Raw genomic sequence first — 21374 nt, 5'->3', positions numbered from 1 at the left:
CTCCTTACGACCGAATCGCGTTGACCCGGACGGGAAGCTCTCGGGAGAGCTCGTCGAGCATCGCTTTTGCCGACTTCAGATGGGGGGCGCCAAACCCCTCCGTGAACCATGCGTACGTGTCGTGCAAGAGCCCGCGTGACGCCGTGCGCTTGGATTCGTGGCATCGCTCATGCCATAACCGTGCCAAGCTCGTCGCGGCCCGCAGCTCCCACGATCGGGCGCCATCACGCCGGGCGGCCTCGAGGGCCTTGCGCAAAGACGCTTCGGCGCGCTCCGCGCCGGCGTCGCTCGGATCGTGTTTTCGGTGCAGCTCGCCGCGGAGCCGGTGGAGCTCGGCTTCGTGAAGACGCCCCCCCGTCACCGCGACGGCCTCGAGCGCTTTCGTGACGACCTCCAGCGCTTCTTCGATCTCGCCGAGCTCTCCGAGGGCCTCGGCCAGACCGATCATGAATTCCGGATAGATGATCTCGGCGCCCGTCTCCAGCGTTCGCCGGAGCCCCTCGCGGATGTCCTCGATCCCGCGAGCCGTCTGCCCTTCCAGGCAAAGCGCCCGACCTCGGAGGTAAATGCCCGCGGAATGCCAGACCGGAAACCCCTTGTCTTCGGCGACCGCGAGGAGCTCCGTGATCGCTTCGAGCGCGACCCCGCCTTCGCCGCGCAGCAGGATGACCTGGATGGCGCGGACGAGGCTATGAACGAAGCTGTGCGCGTGCCCGGCCGCGCGCGTCTGGGCGACCGCCGCGCGCGCCTTTTCGATCGCCTGATCCGGATGACCCAGAAACCAGAGGGCCATCGCGAGGTACGAGAGGCACGCCGTCCCCGGATCGTACGAATAAAGCGCGGCGAGGGGGCCGTGCATGGCGGCGTCGTAGAAGGACAGGCCGCGCTCGAGGTGCTCCCGCGCGCTCTGGAGTTCACCCAGCCACAGGTGGCTTCCTCCGTGCAGCAAATGGGCCGGCACGAGCAGGGCGGCATCGTTCTCCCGCTCGGCGATGACCTGCGCGCGCATCGAGAGCTGGAACGCAGTGTCGAGCTGCGCCCGCACCACGTGAAACGCGCCGAGGCCCCAGATCGGCAAGAAGAGTTGCTTGGAGTCGCCGAGCCGATCGCAGAGGTTTCGCGCCCGCTCGTAGGCGTCGCCCACCGCCGGCGCCGAATAACCCTGGACCCCGATGAGCCCGACCGACAACGAGAGCTGCAAAATGAGCTCCTGGGCCGCACGCGCCGGCAGGTCCGGCTGCGTCGCGAGCAGATCGAGCGCTCGCTGGAAGTGTTGCGTCGCCTCCAGGCTGGCGGATTGCCCGAGCGCCCGCTGCCCTGCCTGTTGCCAGTAAGGAATGGCTCGCTCGGCCATGGCGGCTTCGGTGTAATGGTGCGCGAGCAGGTCCGGCCGCGCCTCGACGATGGCCATGAACCGCTCCTCGAGTGTCGCCGCGATGCGCGCATGCACGTTCCTCCGCGCCTCGCTTGCCAGCGACTCGTACGCCGCGTCCCGCACGAGGGCGTGCTTGAACACGCCCCCCGGCTCCTTCGCGCGCCGCTTGCGGAACACGAGCCCCGCGCTCGACAATCGGTCGAGGTCCTCTTGCAGATCCGCCGCATCCAGCGGGCTCACGGCGGCGAGCACGTCGACGCGGAACGCGCGCCCCAGCGCCGCCGCGAGCTGCGCCGTCTCCTTCGCGCGCCCGAGCCGATCGAGGCGCGCCGTGAGCAGCGCCCGCAGCGTGATCGGGATCTCCAGGTCCGACAGCGCGCCGGCCAGATCGTACCGATCCTCTCGCTCCACGAGCGCCCCGGACTCCACCATCATGCGGAGCAGCTCTTCCACGAAGAGCGGAATACCGTCCGTGCGCTCGGCGATTCGTTCGAGCACCGCCGAAGGCAGCGCTTTTTTGCCCATCAGGCCGCCGACCATGGATTCGATCTCCGGCCGCTCCAGCCGGTTCAACTGGAGCTGGAGCACGCCGGTCGTCGAAAACGCGGGCGAGAAATCGGCCCGGGCCGTCAAGAGCAGGCATATCGGGGCCGAGGGCGCCTCGCGCACGAGCTGTCCGAGCAGCTCGAGCGTCGTCGGATCGGCCCAATGCAGATCCTCGAACACGAGGAGCAGCGGCCGCGCCTCGGCCATCGCGAAGAGCAACGCGAGGATGGCGGCATGCGTCAGCTCTTTCTGCTTTTGCGGCGAGACGTCGAGCGGCGTCCAAGGCGCGCCGATGGGCAGCGAAAAAAGCGGCAGGAAGAGCGGCATCACGTCCGCCGGCGCGAGCCCATGCCGGGTCAGCTCCGCCCCGAGCCGCTGCGCCTTGCCCGCGGGCAAAGGCTCGGCGTCGAGGCCAAGCGCCCGAGCGAGCAGGTCGACGACCGGATGAAGCGCGTTGCTCCTCGTGTCGAGCGAGCAGCGTCCTTCGACGAAGGTATACGTTTCGTTCCCCAGCCGCGCGCGAAATTCGCGCAAGAGGCGGCTCTTGCCGATGCCAGGCTCGCCAGTCACCAGGCTCGACTGGCCCCCTCCGGCGCGCGCGCGCTGCCACCGGTCGAGCAGGAGGTCGATCTCTCGATCACGCCCCACGAGCGGCGCCGGGTCGCCTTCCGGAGCCTGCCTCGTCGCGGGAGCCACGCCGAGGAGGCGGTAGACCTCGATGGCGCCGCCCGTGGTGTCGAGCGGCCGTGCGCCCTCGGCCGCGAGCGCGAACGAGCCTCGAAGGAGCTTGTACGCCTCGGCCGTGGCCAGCGCGGCGCCGGGGGGCGCGCTCCGCGCGAGCCGTGACGCGAGGCGTGGCGTGATGCCCGCTGCGAAACCGTGCTCGTCCGCGACCACGAGGCCCGTGTGCACGCCGACGCGCGCCTCCGTTCCATCGCCCCTGGTCTTCAGGGCGCCGAGCATCGCGAGCGCTGCGCGGGCGGCCCGGGCCGCGTCGTCCTCCCCCGCGCGTGGAAAACCGAAATACACGAGCAGTTCGTCCCCGAACATCGCCGCGACATGCCCGCCGTGGCGGCGCGCGACCTCGGCCGAGCCTGCGAGGGCCGCGCGGAGCCCTTCGTCGTCGACGGCTGTCGCGTGCGTGTCCACGGTGCAACACACGGCCGTCACCTGTCGACGTTCGCCCGCGCCGGGCGCTGCAATCGAGCGCGCAGCGCGCGTCGCGGTCGAGGCACGCTCGCGCGGCTCGCGCACCCCACGCGCCAGATCGCTCATGTCACAGGCTTCGAGCGCCGCGAAGAGGCCGGCGGCGGTCACATCGCGCGCAGACACGTCCTTGCGGGTGGCGGCGCGCAGGATCGCGCCGAGCGGGTGGTGCTCGAGCAAGGGAGGCAGCGGGACGGGTTCGGCGCTCAACGATTGCTGGATGATCTCTCCCGTCGAGCTCCCGCGAATTACCGGCTCGCCCGTGAGGCACTCGAGGAAGACGAGCCCCCACGCGAAGAGGTCCGCGCGCGGCGTGGGTTCGAGGCCGCGGAGCTGCTCGGGCGCGGCGTATCCCGGCGTGCCGAGAATCTCGCCGGCCTCGGCTTCGGCCTCGCCCACGAGCGCGCCCACGCCGAAGTCGAGGACGAGCGCGTTTCGCCGCGCGCCCGTGGGGATCACCATGATGTTCTTCGGCTTGAGATCGCGGTGCACCACACCCGCGGCGTGCGCGCACGCGAGCGCGTCGAGCACCTCCAGCATCAGATGCCTCGCCTCGAGCGGTTCGAGCGCGCCCTCCCGGGCGATCAGGTCGGCGAGGTCGTGGCCTGGGGCGAAAGAAAAGACCGTGTAAAACCCGCCGTCCGAGGTTTGTCCCGCGTCGACGAGCTGCACGATGTTGGGGTGATGCAGCCCGGCGGAGAGCTGTGCTTCCCGCAAAAAACGCGCGATGCGCTGCTGCCGCGGCGCCGCGTCGTCGTTCGCCGGCGGGCGCATGACCTTGAGCGCCACCACCTGGCCCGTGGCGCGCTGTCGGGCCTTGTAGACGGCGCCGAAGCCCCCCTTACCGAGATCCCCCAATATCTCGTAACGCCCCTCGAACATGACCCCTGCTTCGGATGGAGAAGAGACCAGTATTGTTCGGAGATGAACAGACATGTCGCACACATGTCAAGTGCGTCGTGGCCAGGCTCATGTTTTTTCGTCCATCTCTTCGAGCGAATCGAGCAGCGCGAGCAGATCCTGGTCGGCCTCGCCGCCGATGGCGCGCACCAGCTCACGCGCGCGCTCGAGCTCGCGCCGGAGCGCGCGGTGGTGGTTTCGATTCTTGACGAGATGATGCTGGCCGAGCAGCGCGAAGGCCTCATCACGGCCCCCTCGCCTGCGCACGGCAGCGCCGAGCACCATCCCGCGGAATGCGTCGCACGCGTCGAGCGACAGCGGGGCGCCGCGCTGCGCGCATCGCTCGGCCTCTTCCACGAACCCCTGCGCCACGCGCCACATCTCCCGCACGAGCGATTGGCTCTCGGCGGTGCCCTCGTAGGCGAGCGCGCGCTCGACGTGGCGCGGCTCGATCACGAGCGGGCCCGCGCCGCGATCGACGAGCGCCAGCGCGTAGGCACGGCGGACGATGTTATCGAGCTGCCGGAGGTTGCCCGGCCACGGGGTCGACGCGAGCAGCTCGACCGCGCCAGGGGCGAGGCGCGCCGTATCGTCCCCGCCGTGGCGCCGACGCAACATGTACTCGGCCCACGCAGGCAGCTCATCGAGCCGCTCGGCGAGCGGAGGCAGCCGGACGGGCAAGACGTTGATCCGGTAATAGAGATCCTCGCGAAAACGGCCTGCGCGCATGGCGGCGCGAAGGTCGGCGTTGGTGCCGACGATGAAGCGCACGTCGGCACGCTGCTCGCGCGACTCGTCGCCGAGCGGGCGGAAGCGGCGCTCTTCGAGGACGCGGAGCATCCCGGATTGCGCCTTGAGCGAGAGTTTGTCGATCTCGTCGATGAAGAGCGTGCCCCCTGCGGCGCGGGAGATCGCGCCGGCCGCGTCCTTGACGGCGCCGGTGAACGCGCCGCGCTTCCAGCCGAACAACTCGGCCATTTGCAGGTCCTCCGGCACGCTCAAGAGATCCACCGTCTCGAACGGCTGCTCGTTTCGCGGAGACCTCGCGTGGCACCAGCGCGCGAGCCGCGATTTCCCCGCGCCCGTGGGGCCGCGGATCAATATCGTTTCTTCTTGCTGGGCGAAGACGCGGAGCATGTCGATGAGGCTCGCGGTCGACGCCCCGACCACGGGGAGCAGCTCGTCGGTGGGCGCGCGCATCGGGCGGGGCGGTAATACGGTGAGGTAGGCGGCCGCGACGCCGGCGAGGAGCCCGAGCGATTCGTGGGCCTCGTCCCATACGAACTCGAGGCCCGTCGCGGCTTTGCAGCTCACCTCGAGCGCGATCATGCCCTCGACCTCGCCGCCCGGCGCCAGCAGCGGCACGACGTGCACGTGCGTGGCGTCCCTGACGAGCATGCGCTCTCGCGTCGCGTCGCCGGGCACGCCGTCCGGCTCCGTCGGCTCTCGCCGCAAGACGGGGCCTGCCGGGAGCCAGGGCTGGATGGTGCCGGCCTGGACGTCGATGGACACGGAGCAGCGATGCTCCATGACCCAGCGCCACACGCTCGCCGAGGTGAGGTGGCCGGTCCCCGTGACGCGCGCGCCGCTCGGGTGTTCGATGCCGAAGAGGCGCTGGTAGCCGCCTTCCGGCCGGAGATGAACGACGCCGCGCACGAGCCGCGCGGAAGCGGCGTATTCGCTGTCGGAGAGGAGGGCCTGGGTGTGCCCGAGCATGGCGGAGAGCACCGCCGTGGCGGCGTCCTCGAAGCAAGTCGCAGCCATGAGGCGGGGGACCATCGAGGCGAGTGCGTCGTCGCGAAACATGGATCGCAGCGAGCGAACATACACCGATTGTGTCGGAACATGGCCACAGATCGGCGTGTGAGCGGTTGGTCGGAGCCGGCCGCGCGAAGGAGGTCGGCGTCGACGTGCCGGTGCGGAAGGTTCTCTCGGACCGATCTCGGGTGGTTCGGGGCGGCGGCGCAGCCCCGGCAGTTGCCGTCCGTCTTTGGGAGCATCAGCCTGAGGGAATGCGTTCCGTATGCCTGGGCCACGCGGTCGCTCGCGTTGTGAGGGTGGCCGAGGCATTGCCCCGATTGTCGCTCACCAGATAAGCTTCTGCCGAAGGCACGATGATTTCCGCTGGGCTCGGTCGTTCCTGGCGGGAAGATGCCACTCCTTGCGCGACGAACGTGATTGGAATGACGATCCCCCCGCCCCCGCCTCCCTGATCCGCGCCGCGCGCTCCGGTGCCATCCGAGGCCCATCCCCGGGCGCTCCCGTGGTACCATGCACGGAGCATTCTTCGCCTTGGCTGCGGTGGCCGCGCCGGAAAGGATCTCCATGCTCGGATCGAGCTCTCCCATGTTTCCCGTCGTCGTCTCCTCTTTGATCGGCGCCGCGTTCCTCTGCACGAGCGGGGCGGCGTTTGCGGTCGTCACGCAGCCGAACGGCACCGTCATCCCCGTCGGAGGGGGCGCTGCTTTGAGCGGCTACCTCAACGGATCGGCCAACAACGACAACATCAACGAGGGGATCGACGTCGTGCAGAGCGCCGCCGTGGAGCCCCAGATTTTTTCGCCGCTGTGTGACTTCAGCGGCAAGTACATCGCCAAGGGCGGCGGCGCCAATTTCGCCGTCGGCTGGTACAACGTCGACGACAACATCCCGAGCAACAACCCGCCCAAGTACGTCCCCGTGGACCTCGGGGCGAACCTCAACATCGCGGCGCCGAACAGCGACATCCAGATCCTGTTCCCCTTCTCGGGCGCCCTGCCGCCTGCCGATCAGCTCAACCTGACCGCCGTCTCGATCCGCGAGAACCCGGCCTACAAGGGGGGCTACATCGGCTTCGTGTTGATCCCCAACCCGAACGGCACCGGCAACGGGAACGCGACGCAGTATCACTACACCGAGCACCGGTTCAACGTCGCGTGCACGCTGTGCTCGACCCCGGGACCCTGGTACTCGGATCTCCTCTACAAATCGAACATGCTCGCCAACACGTTCTACCTCGGCTTCGAGGATCTCGACTTCAAGGACGCACCGGGCTCCGACGGCGTCAACGGGAACGACCTCGACTACGAGGACTTCCTCTTCCGTTTCACCGGTGTCGCCTGTCCCGGCGCCGGCCAGCCCTGCGACGTACCCAATGCGGAGGGGGCGTGCGCCAAAGGCATCTCCGACTGCGATGCGCAGGGAACGCTCATCTGCAAGCCTGTCCTCCAGCCCGGTATCCAGGCCGAGGCGTGTGACGCCATCGACAACGACTGCGACGGCCTGATCGACGACGACGCGACGTGCCCGCCGGACATGGTGTGCAGCAGCGGCACCTGCGTCGCATCCTGCGAGTCGGGCGAGTTTCCCTGCCTCCCGTCGTTCGTGTGCAAAGGGAGCGTGTGCGTCGAGGAGGCCTGCGCGAACGTGGCGTGCCCGGTGGGCGAGGTTTGTCACGGCGGCGAGTGCCGCGCTCCCTGCGCCGGTGTCGTTTGTCCCGCGGGCCAGGTTTGCAGCGGTGATCACTGCGTGGATCCGTGCGTGGGCGTCACCTGCGGAGAAGGCCAGGTGTGCGTGAGCGGCGTCTGCATCCCCGGGTGCGCCTGCCGGACGTGCGCCTCGGGCGAGAGCTGCCATGTCGACAGCGGCCAGTGCGTCGAGACCGCGTGCCTCGGTGTGTCGTGCCAAGCCGGCACCCATTGCAAGGCCGGGAACTGCGTCGACCTCTGTGATGGCGTCACGTGCCCGCCGGGCGAGGCTTGCGAGGGCGGTCAGTGCGCCGCGGTCGTGCCCTCCGCGACGAGCTCGTCGTCCACCGGCAACTTCGTCGGGTCCGGCGGCGCGGGCGAAGGCGGCGCGGGCGGCATGGGCGGCATGGGCGGCGCCATGGCCGGCGGCGCGGGCGGCGTGGGCGGCGCGCCGTCCGGGAGCGGCGAATCCGGGAGCTGCGGCTGCCGCATCGAGTCCGCGACGTCGTCCGCCGGCGGCACGGGCCTCACCGCGCTGCTCGCGGCTCTCCTCCTCGCTCGCCGCCGCTCGGGCGGTCGCGAACGCGGACCGCGCGCGCGCTGAGCGAGCCCCCCATCGACGGCCGCGCGGCGGTCGGGCCGTAAGCTGACGAGCCGCGCTATTCTCGGCTCGCGCCCTGCATGTGGCCCCCGCCGTCGGCCGATCGTCGCGCCAAACACCTCGCCTCGTGCCGACCTTGTTCGGTCCACCCTTCTTCGTAGCGGACCATCGAGAGCCCCGCGCAGAGGGACGGCAGCTCGCCGTCGTCGAGCAAGTATGCAGCCCCCGGTTTGGCATGGCGTAACAGGTTCGACCGCGTCGGATGCTCCACCACGAGGAGCCCGTTCGGCGCGAGCAGGCGCGGATATTGCCGAAAAAGCGGGCGTTCGAGGTAATGGCTTTGCAGGATCACGTCCCATGGGCCCTCGGGCAAGGGCTCCTCGTCGAGATCGCGCCGGAGCGTCTCGATCGTGACGCCCGCCTCCCGCGCGCGCCTCTCCGCGACCAAAAGGCCCACGGGCGAGACGTCCACGAGCGTCACCCGCAGACCCCGCTTGGCCAGCCAAACCGCGTTTCGCCCCGCCCCACCCGCGACGTCGAGCGCGCGCCCTTCCCGAGGCAAATGCCCGTCGAGCGACGTGAGCCACGCGGAGGGCTCCTCCGGCGCCCCCTCGGCCGCATACCGCGCATCCCATTTCCGTCGATCCGTGTCTGCCACGTGCTCCCTCCGCCGCGCATTCGATCCGATTCGCGTCGCCGCGTCAATCCTTCGCCGTTCCACGGGGCTCACCGGGAAAATAGCTCCGCCGTTTGGCCCACGTCGTACACCGGCCTCCCGTGCTCGTCCGCGCGCACCCCGTGCGTGAGGCGGTGAGGCTCGCGGCGCGTCGGCGAGAGCAGATGCTCGACATGGACGCCGCGCAGGACGAGCGCGTCCGCGATGAGGCGCCGGTGGCAATGTTGCCAGGCCGTCTCTGCGCACATCACGGCGAGCGGCCCGCCACGCTGCGCCTCGCCCACGAGGCGCTCGAGCGCGTCCTCGAATGCGGGTTCGTCCATGTAATCGGCGTACGCCCGGAACCCCTCGTCCTCGAGCGCCGGGTGTCGGGAGGGCCGCTTCGGCCGCCGCCGGCCGCCGAGCTCCTCGCCCCGGAAAACGTATTCGACGCCGAGGCGGGGCAGCGACGCCGCGAGGGCGTCCCGGCCAAACTGCGGGTTGCGGCGTGAGCCGGGGTATCGACGGACATCGAACAAACGGGCGACCGAGGCGCCGCCGAGCGTCTCGACGAGCTCCTCCAGGCTGCGCGTGCCGTGGCCGATCGTGTAGATGGTGGGGCTCGTCGTGGGGGGCACCTCGGAAGCATGGCGTGGAGGGGCCCCGTGTCAATGCCGCGATCATCGAGGATGATCGCGGAAGTGCCCGGGCACACTCCAGTACGTTTTGCAATTCATGCCACCCGACCAAGGAACGGCGCTCCACGAACGTAAATCGTCCTGCGGCACCACGGCCCGCACCTCGCAGAGGCCAGTATCACACACGGACGCGAAGCGTTGCCTTTCGATCACGAAGATCGCCCCGAAGAGCGACAGGTAATGGCAGCGGCTGCGACATCGTGAAGGCTGTGAAGGACGAGCGGTTCAAGGAGGTCAAGGCAGGAGGACACAACAAGAGGTGCGAACAGGACAGGGCACGCTCTACGTTCGTTCGTCCTTCGGTTTTATCCGGGCCCGTCAGGGTCCGTACTTGCATGGCAATATCTTGCCCCGGGAGCCCATGGCCGTGTACATCCGGGAAATGGCATCTCGTCGTGTTCACGGGCTCGGCTTGCGGCTGCTGCTCGTTTGCGGATTGGCGGCATCTTGCACGGCCAACGCTGCGCCGCCCGCTTCGCCGGCCCCCTCCGGCAAGCATGCGGATGCCGACGACGAGCATCGGCTCGCGGCCGCCGCGGCCCTGCTCGAGCACGAGGCCATTGGGGGCGTGCGCATGGGCATGACCCAGGCGGACGTCGTCGCGCTGCTCGGCGAGCCTTCGTGGCAGGGAAAACGCAACGCGGAATCGAGTGGCGGCTTCTCGTTGGAGTGGTACTGGAAGCACCTGGAGACCGCGATTCTGTTCTTCGGCGCCGATGCAATGGCACCGATGACCGTGCGCGGCGTCAAGGTCGTCGGCCCGTCGCCACTCGAGACCGCAAAGGGCGTGGGCATCGGCAGCAGCAGGCGCGAGGTCGAAGCTGCTTATGCGGCGGGACACGCGCGAGGGCGGGAGGATTACGTGGTCGGCGGGGACGAAGGATTGACCTTCAGCTTCACGCTCGACACCGGCACCGTAGACGCCATCTACTGGGGTCTGGACTTCGGTTCGTAGGACGAGTCGCCGCGACTTCACCGCTGTCCGCATTGCCTTCGCGTGTGCCCTGCTCGCACCGCCGCATCATCTCCCGCTCGACGTTCAGCGAGCTCTGCGGGCGGCATCGGCCGTGTTGAGCGTAAAACTTGTGCCTCGCTCGAGGGCCGTGATGAAGTGCATGCCGGAGTTCACACGCTCTAGAAAGCAGTACTCATGTCAATTCTTCGTGTTGTTCCCGCGTACATCATTGCAGTATCGATGGCTGCCACGGCTTGCACGTCCGTATCACCGGACGGCACAGATTGGGTGCCCACTCCCGAAGACGACACCGCGGAAGCGTCTCAAAACCTCACGGGTGCACACAAGATGTGTAGCGCCTTCGATCCCGGCAGGTTCCGCGATACCATCATCGTCGACGACGGCTGGAGCCCCACCACGTGCCAGGGATGGGCCGCAAGCGTCAGTACGCCTGCGTGGCAAATGGGATGTCTGACCAACAACGGCTTTTCATGGGGTACAGCCAACGGTGGGCTGCCATCCCCGAACTGTGGCTGGTGATGTAATTGATTATGCCGTGATCGACGCTCGAGACGCGCGCGGCGCTTGCCGCTCCCGAGCATCGGACAGGACGAACTCCCGAAGAGCGCGCGCGGCCGGGGACAGAACGGTCCCTCGCGGGTAAATCAACGAAAAGGGCCGGCTCGCCCCGCGGAATGGCGCGAGGACCTCGACCAGGCTCCCGCGCGCCACGTCGTCTTCCACCAGGAAATCGTAGATCTGCACGAGGCCGACGCCCGCGCGCGCGAGCCCGATCACGCCGAGCACGTCGTCCGAGCACGTGTACGGCGCATCCGGAACGAAGCTACGCGGCGCAGGTTGGAAGGTCCACGGCAAGACCCGGCCCGAGCTCGGCATCAGGAACGCGACGCAGGTGTATTGCGACAAGTCCTCGGGCGAGCGGGGCGCGCCGTGCCGCGAGAGGTACGACGGGCTCGCATAGACGCCGAGCGGGAAATCGCCGAGCTTGCGCGCGACGAGCGTCTTGTCCTGAATCGTGCCCATTCGAATGGCGAGGTCGTGGCCGTCTCGCACGAAGTCGACGTTGCGGTTCGTGACGTTGACCTCGACGCGGACGCCAGGATATTGGTCGCGAAATGCCCCGAGGATCGGCAGGAGGCGATGATGCCCGTACGTCGTGGGGGCGCTGATGCGCACGCGCCCCTCGACGAGCGCGCGTCCGCTCGCGAGGTCCCGCTCGCCGGCCGCGAGCAGGGAGAGGGCTTGCACGCATAACGCGTAATATCGGCGCCCGTGCTCGGTCGGGGCGAGGCTGCGCGTGGTGCGGCGAAAGAGGGTGACGCCGAGGGCGCGCTCGAGGCGGGCGACGCTGCGGCTCGTGGCTTGTGGCGTGACGGCGAGGGCGCGGGCCGCGGCGGTGAAGCTCCCGGCCTCGTACGTGCGACAAAACGCTTCGATGCTGGGCAAGCTGCCGGCGAGCGTGGGGGCGATCATTTGAAACACGGTAGCACAAATGCTTGCACATTCCGTCCTCTACCGGACGGCCGCTCTCGCGGCTAACCTCCAGGCCATGACGAACCGAACTTCCGGCGCAGGCACGGCGACAGGGCGTCGCGTCCTGCTGCTCACGCTGCTCGCCGGAGCGGGGCTCATCGCTTGCGGCGGTGCCCCGTCGACCCATCATCCAGACGTCTCCACATCCAAGAGGGAGGAGAAAACCATGACGAAGCGTGTCCTCATCGCGATGACCAGCCACGACAAAAAAGGCGACACGGGCGAGAGCACCGGCGCTTACCTGCCCGAGATTGCGCACCCGTATGCGGTCTTCAAGCAGGCGGGGTATACGATTGATTTCGCCTCGGTGAAGGGGGGCCAGGTGCCGCTCGACGGCGTGGACCGCAAGGACCCGGTGCAGGCGGCGTTCCTCGACGACGCCGCGGTCGTCGCTCGGCTGCACGCGAGCGCGCCTGCCGAGAAGGTCGATCCCACGGCGTACGACGCCATCTTCTTCGCGGGCGGTCACGGCGCGATGTGGGATTTGCCGGACAACGTGGCCTTCGCGAGCGCCTCGGCGAAGATCTACGAGCGAGGCGGCGTGGTGGCGGCGGTTTGTCATGGCCCGGCCGCGCTCGTGAACATCCGGCTCTCGACGGGGGAATACCTCGTGGCAGGCAAGCAGGTCAGCGGATTCACGAACGAGGAGGAGCGCGCGGTCAAGCTCGAGAAGGTGGTGCCGTTCCTGCTGGAGGACAAACTCGTGGAGCGCGGGGCGCGATTCGTGCCGGCGCCGAACTGGAAAAAACAGGTGGTCGTGAGCGAGCGGCTCGTGACCGGGCAGAACCCGGCGTCGGCGGCGGGCGTGGCCGAGGCGATTGTGGGGGTGTTGCAGGGGGCGTCTCCCTCGAAATAGGGGGAGGTTCGTCCGAGGGGCTCGCACGGCTGTTTGTCCTGGGCACGAGGCCACATGCTGCTATGCTGCGCCAGCAGACCAGCAGGAGAGAGCCATGCCCCTGACGCTCTATTACCATCCCTTCGCCTCCTTCTGTCAGAAGGTGCTGATTGCCCTTTACGAGAACGGGACGCCGTTCGAGCCTCGGCGGATCGACCTTGGTGATCCCGCCTCGCGCGCAGAGCTCGCGGCGGTGTGGCCGCTGGCGAAGTTCCCGGTGCTGCGGGACGCGGAGCGCAACGTCGTCATTCCAGAATCCAGCCTCATCATCGACTATCTCGGGCGCCATTACCCGGGGCCCCACGCGCTGATCCCCGCGGATCCAGAGGAGGCGATGCGGGTGCACCTCTGGGATCGCCTGTTCGACAACTATGTCGCGCCCCACGTCACCAAGATCGTGACGGACCATTTCCGTCCAGAAGGACGGCACGACCCGGAAGGCGTGGAGCAGGCGAAGGCGCTGATTGCCCAGACCTATGCGCTGATCGAGCGGGACCTGCCCCCGGGGGGCTGGGCATGCGGCGATACGTTCACCCTGGCGGACTGCGCGGCGGCGCCCGCGCTTTTTTACGCCAACATCGCCGTTCCCTTCGCACAGCATCCCAAGATCACGGCTTATTACGAGCGGCTTTGTGCACGCCCGTCTTTTGCCCGCGTGATCGACGAAGCACGGCCTTACCGTCGCAACTTTCCGCTGGCGTGGCCTGCCTCCTACGCCTGAACGCCGAAGATCGCGAGATACCTCGCCACGCCCCACGCGAACATTCGAATCGCCGGTGCGCGGCGTCGCGCAGCGCAGCGCGGTTTTCCTAGCGGTAGACCCCTGACGGCGTCGCCGGTTTTCCGTGCAGCCGCGAGACGTGCGCGCGTTCGAGCCGCGCGCGGCGATCGTGGCTGCGCGCGTGCGCGCGAGCCTGCCCGAGGGCGCGGGGGGTCGAGGCGGTCGCCGGCGCGCTTCGCATGAGCCCTCGCACGCTCCAGCGGCGGCTCGATGCGGAGGGCGTGCGCTTCTCCGAGCTGCTCGACGGCGCGCGCGAAGAGATGGCGCGGCGATGGGTCACGGAGCCTTCCACGACCCTCGCGGACGTCGCCGCGCGGCTCGGCTTCTCGGACGTGGCCACGTTCGGGCGCGCGTTCAAGCGGTGGACGGGGATGCCGCCGGGCACCTATCGCAAGCTCACGCTCGCGCGTGGCGACGGCGCCTAGAGCAGACGAACCAGAGCCCCCAGCGCGAAGCGTCATGCGTTTTCCCTTGCCGCCGAGGCGGGGGCTGCTACCTTCGCGCTGACCCGTTGACCATTTTTCGAATCTGGTCATCAGGTCAGATGGTAAGCAAGGAGCGCACGTGTCCCAACGCCCGCAACAGGCCAGCAGCCGCGCCGACCGGATCCTCGACGCCGCGGGCACGCTGCTGCTTCGCATGGGCTACCGGAAGGTGACCATCGAGGACATCGCCAAGCAGGCGGACATCGGCAAGGGCACGGTGTACCTGCACTGGCGGTCCAAGGAACAACTGTTCCAGGCGCTCCTGCGGCGCGAATCCATCGTCCTCGTCGAGCAGATGCTGAGCTGGTTGCGGGAGGACCCGGCCGAGATCCGGCCCCACCGCTTCATCCGGAGCTCGTTTCTCGCCACCCATCAAAGGCCGCTCACGATGGCGCTGGTGGCGGGAAACGTCGAATTGCTCGGCAAGCTGAGGGAGGGCGCGGTCGGAAGCAAGGAGCAGCTCGTCACAGGCCGGTTCTTCGAGGTGCTGACCCGCCATGGCCTGCTTCGCGCGGACGTACCGAACGTCATCTATGCGATGCGGGCCACGTCGGCCGGGTTTTACCTGCTCGGCACCGTGGATGCCGCGCCCACCGGCCTCGACGTGGAGGCCAGGGCCGACGCCCTCGCCCACACCATCCGGCATGCCTTCGAGCCGGCCGGCGAACCACGAAAGGAGGACATCGCGCAAGCCGCCGCCGAGCTCAGCGCCGTCTTCGAAGATCTCATCACCTGCTACCGCAATTGGATCTACGCCGCCGAGCCCGGCTGATCCCGGACCCGGAGAGCGCGCTGAAAGAAAGGGGAACCGCCATGACGAACCTGGCAGACACCTGGGGAATTCACAAAGCGCAGTTCTGGCTACGCGGACAAGTCCCGGACGACCCCGTCCGATTCGCTCCCGAGCTCGGGATGTGGAACGTCTACGGATACCCGGAGACGCTGCGGATCCTCGGCGATCCCGGCATTTTCTCGTCCAACACCCTCCGCCTGGTCCCGGAGATCCAGCAAAACACCGAAGGCAATCTGGTGCAGATGGATCCGCCGGAACACAAAAAACTCCGGAGTCTCGTCAGCCACGCCTTCACGCCGAAGGTCGTCGCGGACCTCGAGCCGCGAATCGCGCGTCTGACCCACGAGCTGCTCGACGTGGTGAGCGGGCGGGAAAGGCTCGAGCTCGTGGCCGATCTCGCGTATCCGCTCCCGGTCATCGTGATCGCCGAGCTTCTCGGGGTGCCCAGCAGCGACCGCGACATGTTCAAGCAATGGGTCGACAAGATGCTGGAGAGCTCCACACAGTTCTCCCTCGTCAATCGCACCGAGGAGCAGGATCGCCAGGTGAAGGTGGCGCTCGAGCAGAGCAAGCTCCTACTCGACTACCTCGGTAAACACGCCGCCGAGCGCAGGCGGAAACCACGCGAGGACCTGCTCACCAAGCTCGTCGAGGCCGAAGTGGACGGAGATCGCCTCACCGAGACCGAGGTCGCCAATTTCGCGAACATCCTCTTGATCGCGGGGCACATCACCACGACCATGCTGCTCGGCAATACGGTGCTCTGCCTGGACGCGTACGCGGAAGAGGGGGCGAAGGTGCGCGCGGACCGGTCGCTGGTGCCCACGGCAATCGAGGAATCGCTACGCTTCTTCAGCCCGTTCGCGGCCGTCGCCCGGTCCACGACGAGCGCGGTCGAGCTCGGCGGCAAGACGATCCCTGCGGACCAATTGATCATGGTGTGGATCGCGGCGGCCAACCGAGATCCGAGGCAGTTCACGAATCCAAACGAGTTCGACGCGTCCCGTGATCCGAACCCGCACGTCGCCTTCGGACGAGGCATCCATTTCTGCCTCGGCGCTCCGCTGGCACGGCTGGAAGGTCGGATCGCGTTGAACATCCTGATGGATCGGTTCCCGCATCTGCGCACGGATCCCGCGGCGCCGCCGGAGTTCATCGCCAGCCCGAACATGACCGGGGTGCGCAAGCTGCCGCTGCAGGTCCGCTGAACGTTCCCGGCGCGGCCCGAGGCTTGGCAGGGCGAGGGCCCCATGCGATAGAGGCAGTCATGCCACGCGAGCGGAGCGGTGGGGTCCTACTCGTGGTCGCTCTTGCGATCGTCTCGGTCGGCCTTTCGGGCTGCCCCTGGGCCAGCGACGACGCTCTGCTCGCCCGAGCGCCGAGTGATCTCTCGTGCCCAAAAGAGAACCTGACGAGGCGCGTCACGACCGATTCGCTCGGTCATGGCAAGACCGTGGTCGTGGAAGGCTGTGGTCGTCGCCAGACCTACGTGTCGGTATGCAACGGGAGTGATATCGGGTCGACGTGCACGTGGCTACGCGATGGCGCGATGACGAACGTGTCCGATGCGCCGGCCGCGGGTGGAAGCGCGCAGCCCGCCGCGAGCCCGAGCCCGCCGCCCAGCGGGACGAACAGCACCCCTCCTGGCGGGTGAGCGCCTTCAGTTCTTCGTCTTCGGACGTCGCTGCCGGACCTTCTTGTCCGGAGCACGAGTGCTGCGTACCGCAGGCCGAACGTGGAGAGGATACGCGCGGGTGAAGCCAGGGGGCACGCCGACCGAAACCTCGAAGCGCCACGCAATGCCGCGTTTGTGAGACGTACACGGGGCCTCGCCGGGCAGCTCGATCGAGGCGTCGTACCGGACGGTTTCTCCGGCCCCCACGTTTCGTCCGTGATCGAGAACGTATTCGGCGGAGAAGACCGGCGGCTTCCTCCCTCCGGCCTCTTCCGCGACGAACCGCACGAGGAGCGGGTCGAGGGCGAGCGTGTTTCTCGGATTCAGCACGACCCGAAGGGAAAAGGTGCGACCCAAGGTCACCGACAGCCCCTCGTCGTCGTGCTCGTCGATGCGGACGACCGTAGGCACCATGACGCGTGGATTCGCCCACGACCAGAATGCGTAGGCGAGCAGGGCGACGGCGCCAGCGCCGAGCGCAACGCTCGCCAGGTCCGCGTACCCCTGGAAGATGCGCTGCGCGAGAGGTATGCCCCAGCGCAGCAGAACCAGAGCCGTGATGACCATGCCGGCGACGCGGCTGCGCTCGCGAGATTGCAGGCGAGCAAGGGAACGTCGATCCTCCGGCGCAGGTTCGCCCCGCTCGCCCATCGGCTCGGGTCGGGGAGATCCCTCCGGCGGTATCCGATACGCGGTCGCTGTGTGATCAGCCGGAGTCCCCTTCACAACCATGGGGCGCGTATCTCACGAGTCGCGGCCGTTCGCAAGGCTGACATCGTGAGGCCGAAAACAGGGAGCACGACGGCTCCTTGCGTCGCTGCTCGCCATTTCGACGGGCCGTCCGGCGTCGGCGCAGCGTTCGCAGCCGGGATTATCCCCCCGGCTTCTGCCGGCGGCCTTCGAGCAGGTTGGTGGAGAGCTCGAACTGGCTCTGGATCAAGCGGACGAGGCTGTCGACCTCCTCGCCGGTGAGGCGCATGCGCAGCATGAGGGTGACGCGGACGCGGCCGAAGAGCGTGGCGCGCGTCTTGGCGAGGCTCCGGCTGATGGTGGACGGGACGACGCGGTAGAGGGCGCCGAGCTCTTCCAGGCTGTTGCCATCGATGTGGTACTGGAGGAGCAAGCTGCGCTCGCGATCCGGCAGGGCATTCAAGGCGTCACGGAAAGCCGCCTTGAATTCGGCGCGCGAGGTGTCCTTGAGGTGCGCGATCTCGGGGTGATCACCGCCGAGCTCGATGGCGTCGAGGAGGGCTTCCTCGGTGGGCGTCTCTTTTTCGGAGCGGAGCGCGTCGATGCCGGAGCGGACGGCGACGGCGTGCACCCATCGGCGGAGGTCGCCTCGGCCGGCGTAATCGGCGATCTTCGGAGGGCGGCCGGGCTCGGCCACGAGGAGCTTCTGCCGCAAGATCTGTTTGATGTCGTCGGGCGAGACGCCCCCCCGGGTCATGCGCTGGAGCGCGCGATCGAGGGTGGCGATGTAACGAGTGTCGAATGCGGCGAGCGCTGCGCGGTGGCCCTCTGCGCAAGCGCACGCGAGGTAGAGATCGGCGATGTGGAGCGAGGCGAGCGCGTCGGCGGGCGCGGCCGCGGTTTGCAGGCGGGCGGCGATCTGCGGGACGAAGACGGCGTCGGGGAGATCGATCCCGGGCCACGCGTCCTTCGCGGCGCGGAGGCGCTCTTCGAGGAGGGGCTCGATGGCCGCGGGGGAACCGAGTTTTTCGCGAGCGGGCGGCGCGAGGTGATGCCAGAGGAGAGCCGCGGGTCGGCGCGCGTCGTTCACGGAGCCACTTTGCCTCAAGACGGGCGGTCGTGGGTAGCACGGCGGCGGCAGGAACGAGGGCGATGCCCTGGACAATCGCGCCCGCGCGGTGCTCTAGTCTCGCGCGCGGAGCCTCACGCGCCGATGTCCTGCCTCAACGAAAACACGGTGCTCGCGTTCGTGGAAGGGCTCCTCGCGCCGGAGGCCGCCCGTCGGCTGGAGGCGCACGCCGCGTCGTGCCCCGCGTGCAGGAGGCTGCTCTCCGAGCTCGCGAAGGGCCTCTCGCGGGTCGATCCGGAGCTCTTCGGAGATACGTCGTCGCTCGGTCGTGAGGCATCCGGCGACGACGGCGAGGCGCAGGAGGAGCTCACGCGCGGAGCGCTCGTGGGGCGCTACATCGTGCTCGAGACGCTGGGTTCGGGCGGGATGGGGGTGGTGTACGCGGCCTACGATCCGGAGCTCGATCGGAAGGTGGCGCTGAAGCTCTTGCGACCCGAGCTCATCGGGCGATCGCAGGATCTACGGTCGCGGATGATGCGGGAAGCGCAGGCGCTCGCGCGGCTCTCGCACCCGAACGTGGTCGCGGTGCACGACGCGGGGACGTTCCGCGAGAGCGTGTTCCTCGCGATGGAGTTCATCGACGGAGTGACGCTGGGGCGGTGGCTCTCGCAGCGGGCGCGGCCATGGCGCGAGGTGGTGGAGACGTTCGCGAAGGCGGGGCGAGGGCTCGCGGCGGCGCACGCGGCCGGCTTCGTTCACCGGGATTTCAAGCCTGCGAACGTGCTCGTGAGTGAAGATGGGCGGGTGCGCGTCGTGGACTTCGGCCTCGTGCGCGCGGGTTCGTCGGAGAAGGAAGGTGATCCGGGGGCGCTCGCGGCGGGCGGCGAAGGCGCAAGTCGCGCGAGCGGAGCGGCGCACGCGCTGACGCAGACGGGGGCGGTGCTCGGGACGCCCGCGTACATGGCGCCGGAGCAGTTCGAGCGCGAGACGGTGGACGCGCGCGCGGATCAGTGGAGCTTTTGCGCCGCGTTGTTCGAGGCGCTCTACGGGCAACGACCGTTCACCGCAAACACACGCGAGACGGTGCTGGAAGAGGCTCCCAAAGGGAAGCTCGCGCTGCCGCCGCGCGCGCCTGCGGCGCCGGCGTTCCTGCTGCGGGCGCTCGAGCGTGGGTTACGGCTGTCGCCGGAGGATCGGTTTCCCTCGATGGAAGCGCTGCTCGCGGCGCTCACGATGGATCCGCAGCGCGTGTGGCAGAACCGGGCGCTCGTCGCGGCCGGGGCGCTCGTGGTGGGGCTCGGGGTCTTCGGGGCGACGCGGCTCCGCCCTCCTCCAGCGCCGCCTCTTTGCCAGGGCGCGCCGGCGAAGCTCGCGGAGGCGTGGAGTGAGGAGAAGAAGCAGGCGCTCCGCGATCGGTTCGCCGCGACGGGACTCGCGTTTGCCGAGGACACGTGGGTCGAAGCGTCACGCGCGCTCGACGCGTACGGGCGCGGCTGGGTCGCGATGCACACGGAGGCCTGCGAGGCGACGCGGGTGCGAGGGGAGCAATCGGACGAGGTGCTCTCGCTGCGGATGCTCTGTCTGGATCGGCGGCTCGCGGAGCTCCGCGCGATGACGGACGTCCTTTCGTCGGCCGACGCGAAGGGCGTGACGAAGGCGGTCGAGGCGACGGCCGGTTTGACGAGCCTCTCCAACTGCGCGGACGTGGAAGCGCTCCGCAGGCCGGTGCGCGCGCCCGAGGGGAAGGAGGAAGCGGCGGCGGCGCGCGAGATCGAGGAGGCGCTCGCGCAGGCGCGCGCGCGTTCGCAGCTCGGGCAGTACCCGGAGGCGCTCGAGATCGCGTCGAAGGCGGCGGAGCGCGCGAGCACGCTGCGGCACCTTCCGACGGAGGCGGAGGCGCAGGAGATGCTCGGGTCGGTGCGGCTCTCGGCGGTGGATCCCAAGGCGGCGGAGCAGTCGCTGCGGGCGGCGTTCGCGGCGGCGGTGGCGGGGCGGCACGATCGGATCGCGGCGCGGGCGTCGATCGAGCTCGTCTTCGTGGTGGGATCGCAGCTCTTCCGCTTCGAGGACGCGGGCGAGTGGGCGTATCACGCCGAGGCGGCGCTGCGGCGCGCGGGCGGGGATCCCGAGCTCGACGCGCAGCTCCACGCGAACGTCGGGAGCTTGCTCTACAACAAGGGCGATTTCGCGGGCGCGAGGCGTGAATTCGAGCAGTCGCTCGCGACGCGGGAGAAGGTGTACGGGCCGGAGCACAGGCAGGTGGTGCAATCGCTCGACCTCGTCGCGATGACGGCCACCGCGCTGGGGGATTTCGCCGAGTCGGGGCGGCTCACGCGCCGATCGGTCGAGCTGTCGAGGAAGCTCTTCGGGACGCGGCACCCGGCCTATGGCGAGAGCCTGAGCCGGATGGGCAAAGGGCTGCTCCAGCAGGGCCGCGACGCCGAGGCGCTGACCGTGCTGGAAGAGGCGCTCTCGGTGATCGAGGCGGCGCGCGGGCCCGATCATCCGCACGTGGGGACGGTGCTGGTGCCGCTCGGGGACGTGAAGCAAAAGCTCCGGCGATATGCGGAGGCGCTCGCGGCCTTCAAGAGAGCGCGTGTGATCTTCGAGGCCGTCGACTCGGCCCGCCCGTTCGTGGCGGACTGCGCGGCCGGGATGGGCGACACGCAGAAGGAAATGGGGAAGCTCGAGGAAGCGCTCGTGCTGCACCAGGAGGCGCTCGCGATCCGGGAGGAAGTGTTCGGCGCGGAGCACGAGCAGGTGGCGGCCTCGCTTTCGAGCATCGGGGAGGTGCTCTTGCTGCGGGGCCAGGCGAAAGAGGCGCTCTCGCGGTTCACGCGGGCCCTCGAGCTGTGGGAGAAGGCGAACGGGCCCGATTTCATCGACAACGCGGGCGCGCTCGTCGGGATGGGCGAGGCACTGCTCTCGCTTCACGAGGGAAAAAAGGCCATCGTGCACCTCGAGCGCGCGGTGGCCTTGCTCCAGAAGCACGCGGGGAACCGCGAGCTGCTCGCGCGGGCCCAGAACGCGCTCGCCCGCGCGCGGTAAAC

The 21374-nt window shown here is 68.8% G+C and carries 16 protein-coding genes; 9 read left to right on the top strand and 7 right to left on the bottom strand.

Annotation, left to right across the window (positions count from 1 at the left end; all coding sequences use genetic code 11):
- Positions 1-4 precede the first annotated feature (4 nt).
- A complete protein-coding gene (locus tag QHF84_RS27180; protein ID WP_281316346.1) occupies positions 5-4009 on the bottom strand; it encodes a TOMM system kinase/cyclase fusion protein in 4005 nt (1334 codons plus the stop codon).
- 87 nt (positions 4010-4096) lie between these two features.
- Positions 4097-5791: a sigma 54-interacting transcriptional regulator gene (locus QHF84_RS27175; protein ID WP_281316345.1), complete on the bottom strand. Its 1695-nt coding sequence runs from the start codon at positions 5789-5791 to the stop codon at positions 4097-4099.
- Positions 5792-6373: 582 nt separating this feature from the next.
- Between QHF84_RS27175 and QHF84_RS27170 the strand changes: the two genes are divergently transcribed.
- Entirely contained in the window at positions 6374-8077 is a 1704-nt protein-coding gene (locus QHF84_RS27170; protein WP_281316344.1) for an MYXO-CTERM sorting domain-containing protein, read from the top strand.
- 55 nt (positions 8078-8132) lie between these two features.
- On the opposite strand, the gene QHF84_RS27165 is transcribed toward QHF84_RS27170, so the two are convergent.
- Together QHF84_RS27165 and QHF84_RS27160 are read right to left on the bottom strand one after the other, a co-directional pair.
- A complete protein-coding gene (locus tag QHF84_RS27165) occupies positions 8133-8732 on the bottom strand; it encodes a class I SAM-dependent methyltransferase (protein WP_281316343.1) in 600 nt (199 codons plus the stop codon).
- A 68-nt stretch (positions 8733-8800) separates the two neighbouring features.
- Complete coding sequence (locus QHF84_RS27160) at positions 8801-9367, bottom strand: DUF488 domain-containing protein (RefSeq protein ID WP_281316342.1); 567 nt, start codon at positions 9365-9367, stop codon at positions 8801-8803.
- A gap of 421 nt (positions 9368-9788) precedes the next feature.
- Here QHF84_RS27160 and QHF84_RS27155 point away from each other — a divergent pair, with 421 nt between their 5' ends.
- Positions 9789-10382, top strand: coding sequence for a hypothetical protein (locus tag QHF84_RS27155; protein WP_281316341.1), 594 nt, complete (start codon positions 9789-9791; stop codon positions 10380-10382).
- A 549-nt stretch (positions 10383-10931) separates the two neighbouring features.
- Here QHF84_RS27155 and QHF84_RS27150 read toward each other — a convergent pair.
- Positions 10932-11876, bottom strand: a complete 945-nt coding sequence (locus QHF84_RS27150) for a LysR family transcriptional regulator (protein WP_281316340.1) — start codon at positions 11874-11876, stop codon at positions 10932-10934.
- Between the two features lie 226 nt (positions 11877-12102).
- On the opposite strand from QHF84_RS27150, the gene QHF84_RS27145 reads away from it, so the two are divergent.
- The 6 genes from QHF84_RS27145 (at position 12103) to QHF84_RS27120 (ending at position 16544) form a co-directional block, all read left to right on the top strand.
- Positions 12103-12792 (top strand): type 1 glutamine amidotransferase domain-containing protein, encoded by a 690-nt coding sequence (locus QHF84_RS27145; RefSeq protein ID WP_281316339.1) that lies wholly within the window; start codon positions 12103-12105, stop codon positions 12790-12792.
- Between the two features lie 94 nt (positions 12793-12886).
- On the top strand, positions 12887-13552 hold the full coding sequence (locus tag QHF84_RS27140) for a glutathione S-transferase family protein (protein WP_281316338.1): 666 nt from the start codon (positions 12887-12889) through the stop codon (positions 13550-13552).
- Between the two features lie 173 nt (positions 13553-13725).
- Entirely contained in the window at positions 13726-14037 is a 312-nt protein-coding gene (locus tag QHF84_RS27135; RefSeq protein ID WP_281316430.1) for a helix-turn-helix transcriptional regulator, read from the top strand.
- Between the two features lie 139 nt (positions 14038-14176).
- On the top strand, positions 14177-14869 hold the full coding sequence (locus QHF84_RS27130; RefSeq protein ID WP_281316337.1) for a TetR/AcrR family transcriptional regulator: 693 nt from the start codon (positions 14177-14179) through the stop codon (positions 14867-14869).
- A gap of 41 nt (positions 14870-14910) precedes the next feature.
- Positions 14911-16098, top strand: a complete 1188-nt coding sequence (locus QHF84_RS27125) for a cytochrome P450 (protein ID WP_281316336.1) — start codon at positions 14911-14913, stop codon at positions 16096-16098.
- A 92-nt stretch (positions 16099-16190) separates the two neighbouring features.
- Complete coding sequence (locus QHF84_RS27120; RefSeq protein ID WP_281316335.1) at positions 16191-16544, top strand: hypothetical protein; 354 nt, start codon at positions 16191-16193, stop codon at positions 16542-16544.
- 6 nt (positions 16545-16550) lie between these two features.
- Here QHF84_RS27120 and QHF84_RS27115 read toward each other — a convergent pair whose 3' ends face one another.
- Positions 16551-17216, bottom strand: a complete 666-nt coding sequence (locus QHF84_RS27115; protein ID WP_281316334.1) for a hypothetical protein — start codon at positions 17214-17216, stop codon at positions 16551-16553.
- A gap of 220 nt (positions 17217-17436) precedes the next feature.
- Positions 17437-18345, bottom strand: a complete 909-nt coding sequence (locus tag QHF84_RS27110) for a sigma-70 family RNA polymerase sigma factor (protein WP_281316333.1) — start codon at positions 18343-18345, stop codon at positions 17437-17439.
- Between the two features lie 123 nt (positions 18346-18468).
- Between QHF84_RS27110 and QHF84_RS27105 the strand changes: the two genes are divergently transcribed.
- Positions 18469-21372: a tetratricopeptide repeat protein gene (locus QHF84_RS27105; protein WP_281316332.1), complete on the top strand. Its 2904-nt coding sequence runs from the start codon at positions 18469-18471 to the stop codon at positions 21370-21372.
- The last annotated feature ends 2 nt before the right edge of the window (positions 21373-21374 follow it).

Source organism: Polyangium sp. y55x31 (assembly GCF_029946505.1).
Lineage (GTDB): Bacteria > Myxococcota_A > Polyangia > Polyangiales > Polyangiaceae > Polyangium.
Note: the sequence above shows the minus strand (reverse complement) of the source record. Positions and strands in the feature narration are given on the sequence as shown.

Coding starts and splice junctions, on each gene's coding strand:
- QHF84_RS27180 (WP_281316346.1), bottom strand. CDS start 4,009: ATGTTCGAGGGGCGTTACGAGATATTGGGGGATCTCGGTAAGGGGGGC.
- QHF84_RS27175 (WP_281316345.1), bottom strand. CDS start 5,791: ATGGCTGCGACTTGCTTCGAGGACGCCGCCACGGCGGTGCTCTCCGCC.
- QHF84_RS27170 (WP_281316344.1), top strand. CDS start 6,374: ATGTTTCCCGTCGTCGTCTCCTCTTTGATCGGCGCCGCGTTCCTCTGC.
- QHF84_RS27155 (WP_281316341.1), top strand. CDS start 9,789: ATGGCCGTGTACATCCGGGAAATGGCATCTCGTCGTGTTCACGGGCTC.
- QHF84_RS27150 (WP_281316340.1), bottom strand. CDS start 11,876: ATGATCGCCCCCACGCTCGCCGGCAGCTTGCCCAGCATCGAAGCGTTT.
- QHF84_RS27145 (WP_281316339.1), top strand. CDS start 12,103: ATGACGAAGCGTGTCCTCATCGCGATGACCAGCCACGACAAAAAAGGC.
- QHF84_RS27140 (WP_281316338.1), top strand. CDS start 12,887: ATGCCCCTGACGCTCTATTACCATCCCTTCGCCTCCTTCTGTCAGAAG.
- QHF84_RS27125 (WP_281316336.1), top strand. CDS start 14,911: ATGACGAACCTGGCAGACACCTGGGGAATTCACAAAGCGCAGTTCTGG.
- QHF84_RS27115 (WP_281316334.1), bottom strand. CDS start 17,216: ATGGGCGAGCGGGGCGAACCTGCGCCGGAGGATCGACGTTCCCTTGCT.
- QHF84_RS27105 (WP_281316332.1), top strand. CDS start 18,469: ATGTCCTGCCTCAACGAAAACACGGTGCTCGCGTTCGTGGAAGGGCTC.